This is a genomic window from Clostridium sp. (genome assembly GCF_026168755.1).
In the GTDB taxonomy this organism is placed as follows: domain Bacteria; phylum Bacillota; class Clostridia; order Clostridiales; family Clostridiaceae; genus Clostridium.
In genome coordinates this window covers 1-11,183 of record NZ_JAPFDR010000069.1, presented here as the reverse complement: position 1 = coordinate 11,183, position 11,183 = coordinate 1, and the positions used below count along the sequence as shown (strand labels likewise).

At 30.3% G+C, this 11,183-nt stretch carries 7 protein-coding genes, 3 tRNA genes, 1 rRNA gene and 1 other annotated feature; all 11 genes read left to right on the top strand.

All coding sequences use genetic code 11. The features are described from left to right. Positions 1 to 574: 574 nt before the first annotated feature. Entirely contained in the window at positions 575 to 2,245 is a 1,671-nt protein-coding gene (locus Q0Y03_RS14375) for a formate--tetrahydrofolate ligase (RefSeq protein WP_297714495.1), read from the top strand. A gap of 130 nt (positions 2,246 to 2,375) precedes the next feature. Then, positions 2,376 to 3,155 carry a type III pantothenate kinase gene (locus Q0Y03_RS14370; RefSeq protein WP_297714494.1) on the top strand — a complete coding sequence of 260 codons (780 nt, stop codon included), beginning with the start codon at positions 2,376 to 2,378 and terminating at the stop codon, positions 3,153 to 3,155. 4 nt (positions 3,156 to 3,159) lie between these two features. Beyond that, positions 3,160 to 4,140, top strand: coding sequence for a tRNA dihydrouridine synthase DusB (gene dusB / locus Q0Y03_RS14365; RefSeq protein ID WP_297714493.1), 981 nt, complete (start codon positions 3,160 to 3,162; stop codon positions 4,138 to 4,140). A 170-nt stretch (positions 4,141 to 4,310) separates the two neighbouring features. Then, entirely contained in the window at positions 4,311 to 4,793 is a 483-nt protein-coding gene (gene greA, locus Q0Y03_RS14360) for a transcription elongation factor GreA (RefSeq protein ID WP_133017002.1), read from the top strand. Between the two features lie 15 nt (positions 4,794 to 4,808). Continuing rightward, positions 4,809 to 6,314, top strand: a complete 1,506-nt coding sequence (gene lysS / locus Q0Y03_RS14355; protein WP_294142296.1) for a lysine--tRNA ligase — start codon at positions 4,809 to 4,811, stop codon at positions 6,312 to 6,314. 351 nt (positions 6,315 to 6,665) lie between these two features. Continuing rightward, positions 6,666 to 6,740 (top strand) — tRNA-Asn (locus Q0Y03_RS14350). A 28-nt stretch (positions 6,741 to 6,768) separates the two neighbouring features. After that, positions 6,769 to 6,843: transfer RNA gene (locus Q0Y03_RS14345), tRNA-Asn, on the top strand. Positions 6,844 to 6,871: 28 nt separating this feature from the next. Beyond that, positions 6,872 to 6,946: transfer RNA gene (locus Q0Y03_RS14340), tRNA-Asn, on the top strand. Between the two features lie 225 nt (positions 6,947 to 7,171). After that, positions 7,172 to 7,337: a binding site (T-box leader), on the top strand. 48 nt (positions 7,338 to 7,385) lie between these two features. Beyond that, positions 7,386 to 8,777, top strand: coding sequence for a glycine--tRNA ligase (locus Q0Y03_RS14335; protein WP_133017004.1), 1,392 nt, complete (start codon positions 7,386 to 7,388; stop codon positions 8,775 to 8,777). Positions 8,778 to 9,102: 325 nt separating this feature from the next. Beyond that, a complete protein-coding gene (gene murD, locus Q0Y03_RS14330) occupies positions 9,103 to 10,476 on the top strand; it encodes a UDP-N-acetylmuramoyl-L-alanine--D-glutamate ligase (RefSeq protein WP_297714492.1) in 1,374 nt (457 codons plus the stop codon). Positions 10,477 to 11,048: 572 nt separating this feature from the next. Then, positions 11,049 to 11,183, top strand: a 16S ribosomal RNA gene (locus Q0Y03_RS14325); the annotation flags it as partial.

The window sequence follows — 11,183 nt, the reverse complement described above, 5'->3', positions numbered from 1 at the left end:
TTCCCTCAGCTTCTTAACGCTCTTTTTCTTCCAAAAACAATTAAATTCTAAAACTTAATTACAATATTCCTTCCGGTAATATCATTAATATTTTCTCTTCCACTTGATGAACCGCAATACCACCTTAAAAGTTAATGATTTGTCATATATATGTAGCAGAAATGATTAACTATAAGGTGCAATGTTATAAGTAGTTACGTGAAAAAAAGAAAAAATGAAATATTAATTTGGAAGGAACATTGAAATTAAGCAGTAGAATTTAATAATTGATGGAGTAAAGTGGCGTAAAGAAGTTTTTACTGTTTGAGCGATAGCGAGTTTAAAAACTTTAGCCAGCTTTATGTAATCAATTATATAAATTCTAGGTGAAAATTTCACGCTTCCAGGAAAAAAATATTTCATTTTTTCGATTCCACGTAACGAACAATTTAGTTAAAGATAAAAGTTAATTTGCTTATATTAACGAATATTTTATTTAAAATAAAATAAAATATTCGATTTATGTTTTAAAATGAAATTTATGGTGATATAATTAGATATATTTAGAATTTGAAATAATAAGGAGGTTTATTATATGAAGAGTGATATTCAAATAGCACAAGAGGCAAAAATGGAACCTATAGTAAAGATTGCAGAAAAGTTAAATTTATGTGAGGATGACATAGAGCTTTACGGAAAATATAAATGTAAGATTTCTTTAGATGTATTAAAAAATAATAAAGATAAGAAAGATGGAAAATTAGTTCTTGTTACAGCAATAAATCCTACTCCTGCTGGAGAAGGAAAATCTACAGTTACGGTAGGTTTAGGGCAAGCGTTATGTAAAACAGGTAAAAAAGCTGTAATAGCTTTAAGAGAGCCTTCTTTAGGGCCTGTTTTTGGAGTAAAAGGAGGAGCTGCTGGTGGGGGATATGCACAAGTTGTTCCAATGGAAGATATAAATTTACACTTTACAGGTGATATGCATGCCATTACAACAGCCAATAATTTGTTATGTGCTGCTATAGATAATCATATTCATCAAGGAAATGACCTTAGAATAGATTCAAGAAGAATTATATTTAAAAGAGTTATGGATATGAATGATAGAGCTCTAAGAAATATAGTTGTAGGTATGGGAGGCAAGGTTAATGGATTCTTAAGAGAAGATGGATTCATGATAACTGTTGCTTCTGAAATAATGGCTATTCTTTGTTTAGCTACAAGCTTATCAGATTTAAAGGAAAGAATGGGGAACATATTAGTTGCATATGATTTAGATGGAAATCCAGTATATTCAAAACAGTTAGAAGTTGAAGGTGCAATGGCATTATTAATGAAGGATGCAGTAAAGCCTAATTTAGTGCAAACATTAGAAAATACACCAGCTATAATTCATGGAGGCCCATTTGCCAATATTGCGCATGGATGTAATTCTATAGTTGCTACAAAAATGGCATTAAAATTAGGAGATATTGTTGTGACGGAAGGTGGATTTGGAGCGGATCTTGGAGCAGAAAAGTTCTTAGATATAAAATGTAGGTATGGGAATTTAACTCCAAATTGTATAGTTATAGTTGCTACAATGAGAGCATTAAAACATCATGGAGGAGTTAAAAAAGAAGATTTAAATATACCTAATGTAGAAGCCTTATCTAAAGGAATAGTTAATTTAGAGAAGCAAATAGAGAATATGAAGAAATATAATGTACCAGTTGTAGTTGCTATTAATAAGTTTGTAACAGATTCAAATGAAGAAATACAATTTATTAAGGAATTCTGCGCAAAGCTAGGAGTAAAAGTAGCTCTAAGTGATGTATGGGCTAAAGGTGGAGAAGGTGGATTAGAATTAGCTAATATAGTGAATGATGTATTAGATAATGAAGAATCAAGCTTCAGAGTATTATATGATGAAAAAGATACTATTAAAGATAAAATATTAACTATTGCCAGGGAAATATATGGAGCAAAGAGTGTTTTATATACTCCTGCAGCAAGTAGACAAATTGCAGAACTTGAGAAGTTTGAATTAGATAAATTGCCTATTTGTATGGCTAAAACTCAATACTCATTGTCAGATAATCCTAGCTTATTAGGAAGACCTGAAAACTTCGATATAACTGTAAAGGAAGTTAGAGTATCAAATGGGGCAGGATTTATAGTTGTTTTAACTGGTGATATAATGACCATGCCAGGTTTACCAAAAGTTCCTGCAGCTAATAGAATGGATATTCTAGAAAGTGGAGAAATTGTAGGATTATTTTAATATTTAAAATTTACAACACTTGACAAATAATATGTAATTGTTAAAATTAAATTATTAGTTTTAATTACTGTTTAATATTACGATAAAAGCAGCTTTAGGGCTGCTTTAATTATGTTAAGGTGGTGCGTTTATGATTCTACTGGTAGATGTGGGGAATACAAATATAGTTATAGGAGTATATAAAGATAATGATTATATAGCTGGTTGGAGAATTTCTACAGATTCCAAAAAAACTTCAGATGAATATGGGATACAAATGATACAATTATTTAATCAAAATGATTTAAATCCAAAAGAAGTTAAAGGAATAATAATATCTTCTGTTGTACCTAATATAATGCATTCTTTAGAAAATATGATAAAGAAGAGTTTTAATATAGATCCTATAATTGTTGGACCTGGAGTGAAAACAGGTATAAATATTAAGTATGATAACCCTAAAGAAGTAGGAGCAGATAGAATAGTAAATGCAGTTGCTGCTCATGAAATATATAGAAGAGACGTAATAATTATTGATTTCGGTACAGCTACTACTTATTGTGCGGTTACTGAAGGAGGTAATTATTTAGGTGGGTGTATTTGTCCAGGCGTAAGAATATCTTCTGATGCTTTATTTGAAAGAGCGGCAAAACTACCAAGAGTAGAGTTAGAATTACCAAAAAGTATAATATGTAAAAATACAGTTTCAAGTATGCAAGCTGGTATATTGTATGGATATATAGGGCAAGTAGAATATATAGTTAATAGAATAAAGAGTGAAATGATTACAATGGGACTTGAAAATCCGTATGTAATTGCAACTGGAGGATTAGCTAATTTAATAGCAAAATCAACAGATGTTATAGATAAAGTTGATTCTAGCTTAACGTTAGAGGGGTTAAGAATAATATATGATAAAAATAAGGAGTAAATAAATGAAAATAGGAAACCTTGATTTTGAAAAAAGTGTTTTCTTAGCACCTATGGCAGGAGTTACTGACATTTCATTTAGAGGACTATGTAAAGAAATGGGATGTGGATTAGTTTATACTGAAATGGTGAGTGCGAAAGCATTATATTATGGTAGTGAAAATACACAATCACTTCTGAGAATAGCTGATGAAGAAAAACCAGTAGCAGCTCAAATTTTTGGGAATGACCCTAAGATAATGCCTGAAGTAGTACAAAGTCATTTTAATAAAATGGATGATATATGTATTTTAGACATTAATATGGGATGTCCAGCACCTAAGATAACCAAAAATGGTGAAGGATCAGCATTGCTGTTAAACCCTAAATTAGCTGGAGAAATAGTTAGTGAAATAAAGAAGGTTTCAAATAAACCAGTTACAGTTAAATTTAGAAAAGGATACGATGATAATAATATTAATGCAGTAGAATTTGCAAAAGTCATGGAGTATTCAGGAGCAGATGCCATTGCTATTCATGGAAGAACTAAAAAGCAAATGTATGAAGGTAAGGCAGATTGGGATATAATAGGTAAGGTAAAGAAAGCTGTTTCAATTCCTGTTATAGGTAATGGAGATGTATTTACACCAGAAGATGCTTTAAGAATGAAAGAAATAACTGACTGTGATGCAATAATGATTGCAAGAGGAAGTATGGGGAATCCATGGATATTTAATCAAATAGAGAGAGTATTAAATGGTAAAGAGATATTACCTATTAGTGCAGAAGAAAAGATTAATATGTGTTTAAGACACTATGAATTAGCAATTAAGTATGATGGTGAGTTTAAAGCTGTTAGAGAAATGAGAAAGCATACAGCGTGGTATCTAAAAGGATTGCCAAAAAGTAGTGAAATTAGAAATGTAGTTAACAGTTTAACTACAACGCAAGAAGTAGTTAATACCTTGCAAAACTATAAAGAAGAGTTAATAAATTTATGCTTATAGGGATATATAATTTATTATTAATAATATAGTAATATATAAGCATTTAAAATAGTTAGTTATTTTGTTGACAGATGAAATAGCCTGATTTATAATATTTAAAATGATTTTAAGATTACTAAGCTTCTGTGTTTAATATATGAATACGGTTAAGCTTTGAAGGGGAGAAAGATATGAGTCAATCAAAAAAATTTATAATGACTTACGAAGGTGTTAAAAAACTTGAAGAAGAGTTAGAATATTTAAAGACAGTAAAAAGAAAAGAAATTACAGAGAAGATAAAAGTAGCTTTAGGATATGGAGATTTAAGTGAAAATTCTGAGTATGATGAAGCTAAAAACGATCAAGCTTTTACTGAAGGAAGAATAATTCAATTAGAAAACATGTTAAAAAATGCTGTAGTTGTTGATGAAAGTGAAATTCCAAAAGATAAGGTATCAGTAGGATCAATAGTTAAAGTTATGGATTACGAATTTGATGAAGAAGTTGAATATACAATAGTTGGTTCAGCAGAAGCAGATCCAATGAATTTTAAAATATCAAATGAATCACCAGTAGGTAGTGCATTAATAGGAAAGAAAGTTGGAGATGTAGTAGAAGTTGCAGTTCCAAGTGGAGTAAGTAAGTTTGAAGTCTTAGAAATAAGAAGAGACTAATTGGAGGTATAGTGAATGTCAACGGAAGAAATGAACATGCAAGAACTAGAGTCGCAATTCAATGAACAAGAAAGATTAAGAAGAGAGAAACTAGTTCAATTACAACAAGAGGGAAAGGATCCCTTTGATGTATATAAAGTTAATAGAACTCATAGTTCACAACAAGTTAAGGATAACTTTGAAGACTTAGAAGGTAAAGAAGTTACAGTTGCTGGTAGAATTATGTCTAAGAGAGGACAAGGAAAAGTTGTCTTTTCAGATATACATGATAGGGATGGAAAAATTCAATTATTCATAAAGATTGATGAAGTTGGAGAAGAAGCCTTAAAGCAATACAAGACTAATGATTTAGGTGATTGGGTTGTTTGTACTGGTGAAGTATTTAAAACTAAAACAGGAGAAATATCAGTTAAGGCTAAAACTTTAGAATTAATATGTAAGTCTTTAAAACCACTTCCAGAAAAGTGGCATGGATTAAAAGATCCAGATTTAAGATATAGACAAAGAGAAGTAGATATAATAACTAATCCAGAAGTTAAAACTACTTTTATGAAGAGAAGTCAAATAATTAAAGGAATAAGAGAATTCTTAGATAATAGAGGATTTTTAGAAGTTGAAACTCCAATGCTTGCAACTATAGCTGGTGGAGCTTCTGCTAGACCATTTATAACTCATCACAATACATTAGATTTAGATATGTTCTTAAGAATAGCTCCAGAATTATACTTAAAGAGATGCATTGTTGCTGGATTTGAAAGAGTTTATGAATTAGGAAGAACTTTCAGAAATGAAGGTATGTCAGTAAGACATAATCCTGAATTTACAATGATAGAGTTATATCAAGCATTTGCTGATTATAATGATATGATGGAATTAACTGAAAATATGGTAGCTGAAGTATGTAAGAAGGTTAATGGAACTACTAAGGTTACTTACCAAGGAACTGAAATTGACTTTATGCCACCATGGAGAAGAATTACTATGGTTGATGCTGTTAAAGAATATGCTGGAGTAGATTTCAAAGAAATTAAATCTGATGAAGAAGCTCAAGCTATTGCTAAAGAAAAGCATTTAGAGTTCCCAAAACCATTAAATACTGTAACTAAAGGTGAAGTGTTAAATGCATTATATGAAGAATTCTGTGAAGAGCATATGATTCAACCAACATTTATTATAGATTATCCAGTAGAAATTTCTCCTCTTACAAAGAAAAAGAGAGGAGACGAAATGTTCACTGAAAGATTTGAAGGATTTGTATTTGGTAGAGAATTATGTAATGCATATTCTGAATTAAATGATCCAATTGTTCAAAGAGAAAGATTCGCTCAACAAGAGAAGGAAAGAGAACTTGGTGATGATGAAGCTTATATGATAGATGAAGAATTCATGAGCGCATTAGAAACAGGTATGCCACCAACAGGTGGATTAGGAATAGGAATAGATAGATTAATAATGTTCTTAACTGATTCAGCATCAATTAGAGACGTTATATTATTCCCAACAATGAAGCCACAAAACTAATAAAAATAACGCTGCAGTTAACATTAGATTTATTTAAATTAACTAATAAGAATTACTAAATAAGAACAACCTTTAATTTATATATTGGAGGTTGTTTTTCTTTAGAAAATTACATTTACTAAAGATTTGTGGATAATTTTTATAAGCAGTAGAAACACATAGTATAAGAAGTATATTTTTAATTTATTGACTAAATAAGGTGATAACTAAGATGTTAATTTATTATAGTTATATTAAATTTTAAAATGAAATTTAGCCTTATAAAAAGAAATAAGAAAATTTTTTAAAAAAAGTAGAAAAAAAGTGTTGCATTTTATATAAAAGCTGATATAATAAATTATGCAATGACATTCCGCGATAGCTCAATGGTGGAGCACTCGGCTGTTAACCGATAGGCTGGAGGTTCGAGTCCTCTTCGCGGAGCCACTTTTAAATTTCATTGCTGCAATAATATTCCGCGATAGCTCAATGGTGGAGCACTCGGCTGTTAACCGATAGGCTGGAGGTTCGAGTCCTCTTCGCGGAGCCACTTTAAATTTCATTGTTGCAAATAATATTCCGCGATAGCTCAATGGTGGAGCACTCGGCTGTTAACCGATAGGCTGGAGGTTCGAGTCCTCTTCGCGGAGCCATTTTTATTTTAGAAGAGTTTTGTAAGAGCAGATAAAGTCTGTTGATACAAAACTCTTTTTTTATAAATGCATAATTAAAAAAAGAAAATTTTTTAGTAGATGTAAAATTAATTTAAACTAATTAAAATTTAAGGGTTTCATTTTTGTAAACATGATAAAAAAAGAGAGTGTAATTTAGCTTGACATATAAAGGTCATTTGATAAAATTAATATATATAAAATTTAATAAACATGTTGAGAAAGAAAAGTAGTTTTAATATTCTTTTTAGAGAGATGATGGTAGGTGAAAATCATTAAGAAGTTAAAATGAAGGGAGCTTTTGAGTGTTAGTTTAGAAAGTTGGGCTTTAGCCAAGAAGGGTGGAACCGCGGAATTTATTTTCGTCCCTTTATGGTTATAAGGCTTTTTTTATTATAAAAAATATTTAGGAGGATTAAAAATGGCAGTAGAAAAGACTATGGATAAAATTGTTGCTTTATGTAAAAGCAGGGGTTTTATATTTCCGGGATCAGAAATATACGGAGGACTTGCTAACTCATGGGATTATGGCCCATTAGGAGTAGAATTCAAAAATAATGTTAAGAAGGCTTGGTGGAAAAAGTTTGTTCAAGAAAGTCCTTATAATGTAGGAGTTGACTGTGCGATATTAATGAATCCAGAAGTTTGGGTTGCATCAGGGCATGTTGGTGGATTCTCAGATCCTTTAATGGATTGTAAAGAATGTAAATCAAGATTTAGAGCAGATAAGTTAGTTGAAGATCATATGACTGAAAATGGTGTAGAAGTTGCTTGTGCTGATGGATGGACTAATGAAGAATTAATGGAATATATAACTAAGAATAATATAGTTTGTCCTAAGTGTGGAAAAATGAACTACACAGATATAAGAAAGTTTAACTTAATGTTTAAGACTTTCCAAGGAATAACTGAAGATTCAGCTAGTACAGTATACTTAAGACCAGAAACAGCTCAAGGTATATTTGTTAATTTCAAATCAGTTCAAAGAACTTCAAGAAAAAAGGTACCATTTGGTATAGCTCAAATTGGTAAGTCTTTCAGAAATGAAATAACGCCAGGAAACTTTACTTTCAGAACAAGAGAGTTTGAACAAATGGAATTAGAATTTTTCTGTAAGCCAGGTACAGATTTAGAGTGGTTTGGATATTGGAAGGATTATTGCTGGAACTTCTTATTAAATTTAGGGGTTAATGCAGAATGTTTAAGAATGAGAGATCATGGTGAAGAAGAATTATCATTCTACTCAAATGCAACATCAGATATAGAGTATTTATTCCCATTTGGTTGGGGAGAACTTTGGGGAATAGCTGATAGAACAGATTATGACTTAAAGAAACATGCTGAACATTCAGGAACAGATATGACATATCTAGACCCAACAACTAATGAAAAGTATATACCATACTGTATAGAACCATCATTAGGTGCAGATAGAGTTGCATTAGCATTTTTAGTTGATGCTTATGATGAGGAAGAGTTAGAAGGTGGAGATGTAAGAACAGTTATGCACTTACATCCAGCGTTAGCTCCATATAAGGCTGCTGTATTACCATTATCTAAAAAATTATCAGAAAAAGCTGACGAAGTATATTCAATGTTAGCTAAGAACTTCAATATTGAATATGACGAAACAGGAAGTATTGGTAAGAGATATAGAAGACAAGATGAAATAGGAACACCATTCTGTATAACAGTTGACTTCGAAACTGAAAATGATGGATGTGTTACTATAAGACATAGAGATTCAATGACTCAAGAAAGAGTTAAGATAGAAGAATTAAATGACTTTATTGCAAAAAGTCTAGAATTTTAGTTTTATAGCGTTAGGATATATGTTTAAAATAGCATTTCCTAACGCTATTTTGCTTTAATAGCCTATAAGTTATTAAATATAAAGTATTATCAAAAAAATAAATTTAATACAATATAGTGTGGCGAAATAAATTAAAGATAAAATATATAATATTGTGAAGATAATACTTAAAGTAATAGGAGCATATTTTTATAGAGCAAGTATTTAAGATGTTAAATTATAGAATATAAGAAGTTATAATGATATAATTATTTATATATTGGAAAGAATCAATAATATAAACATAGATAAATATATATATTGTGTATGAGTGTGGAGGCAATTAATGAAGGATTTTTGTGAATTTAAAAAATTTATTAATGGGAAAAATGTTGCTGTAGTAGGAATTGGTGTTAGTAATATACCTTTAATTAACTTTTTGGTAAAGTTAGGAGCTAATGTAACTGGTTTTGATATGAAGAGTGAGGAAGCATTAGGTGAAATTGCAGTTGAGTTTAAGAAAAAAGGTGTAAAATTAGAATTAGGAGAAAAATACTTAGAAAAATTAACTGGATATGAAGTTATATTTAAAACACCTTCTATGAGAATTGATTGTGAAGCCTTAGTAAGAGCAAAAAAAGAGGGTGCTTATATAACATCTGAAATGGAAGAGTTCGTAAGATATTGTAAAGGAAAAATATATGCAATAACAGGATCAGATGGAAAGACAACAACAACTACAATAATATCTAAGTTGTTAGAGGCACAAGGATATAAAACTTGGGTAGGGGGGAATATAGGTACTCCTTTGTTTTCTAATATAGAAGAAATAGAAGAAAACCACATGGTTGTTTTAGAATTATCAAGCTTTCAACTTATGACTATGAATTTACCAGTTGATGTAGCTGTTGTTACAAATTTAGCACCAAATCATTTAGATATGCACAAGGATATGCAAGAATATATAGATGCTAAGAAAAATATATTTTTATATCAAAGTAATGATAGTGTTTTAGTTTTAAATAGAGAAAATGATATAACTTATGGATTTGAGAGTGAAGCAAAAGCAGAAATAAGGGAATTTTCTTCGAAGAGAGTCCTTAAGAATGGAGCATACTTTAATGAAGGAATATTATATCTAGATGGAAATGTAGTTTGTAAAAAAGATGATATAGTTATTAAGGGGATGCATAATGTAGAAAATTATTTGGCTGCCTTTACTGCAACTAAGGATAATGTAGAAATTGAAACAATGAAGAGAGTTGCGGAAAGTTTTGCTGGCGTTGAGCATAGATGTGAGTTAGTAAGAGAGATTGATGGTGTAAAGTATTATAATGACTCTATAGCATCTAGCCCAACTAGAACTCTTGCTGGATTATTTGCTTTTGAGAGAAAAGTAATATTAATAGCAGGTGGATATGATAAACATATACCATTTGAGCCTCTAGCTGAAAAGGGGTATCCTTTTATAAAGGAATTAATACTTTTGGGAAATACTAAAGAGTCAATAAAAGAAGCTTTTGATAAACTAAGATTAAATAAGAATATAAATGTTCCAATTATTATGGTGGATTCTTTAGAGGAGGCTGTTAATAAGGCAAAAGAAATAGCTCAAGATGGAGATGTTGTAACTTTATCACCAGCCTGTGCATCATTTGATATGTTTCCTAATTTTGTAGTAAGAGGAAATAGATTTAAAGAAATAGTAAATAGTCTATAGATTAAATAATAAATTATAGAAGTTAAATCTTAAATCAAAAAAGAAGTAAGAAATTGATTTTGCTTCTTTTTTTGATTTAAACATTTAGTAAAGTTTTTAGATAAAATATAAAGTTTAATTATGATAATAATTCTTGTGAATATATATATAAGTGATTTGGTTTTAATAGAAAACAGGGAGTTTTTGAGTGAAAATATTATCAACACATCCAAGAGTATCATTATAAGTAAAAAAGAGAAAAAATGAGAAAAAAAGAGAGAGTATAGAATAAAACTTATAGAATTACATAAATTTGATATTTGTATATTATAAAACGTGTTAATATAAAACACGTCGTCGGGAACAAATAGTAAATTTGAAGAGAGGCGATGAGGTAAAAACACGAAATAAACTAAAAAAGTTTTTTAAAAAAGTGTTGACACCGAAAAAGATAAATGATATTATAAATAGGCAGTCAAGTTGATTGCTAAATGATCTTTGAAAATTGAACAGAATATAAATTAAGTAACCAGCAATTCTTTTGAGAGTCTTAAAACAAAGACTCAAAATAATTTGAGCAAATGATTGAACTTTTTAGTGAGAGTTTGATCCTGGCTCAGGACGAACGCTGGCGGCGTGCCTAACACATGCAAGTCGAGCGAGTGGAGTTCTTCGGAACAAAGCTAGCGGCGGACGGGTGAGTAACACGTGGGCAACCTGCCTCATAG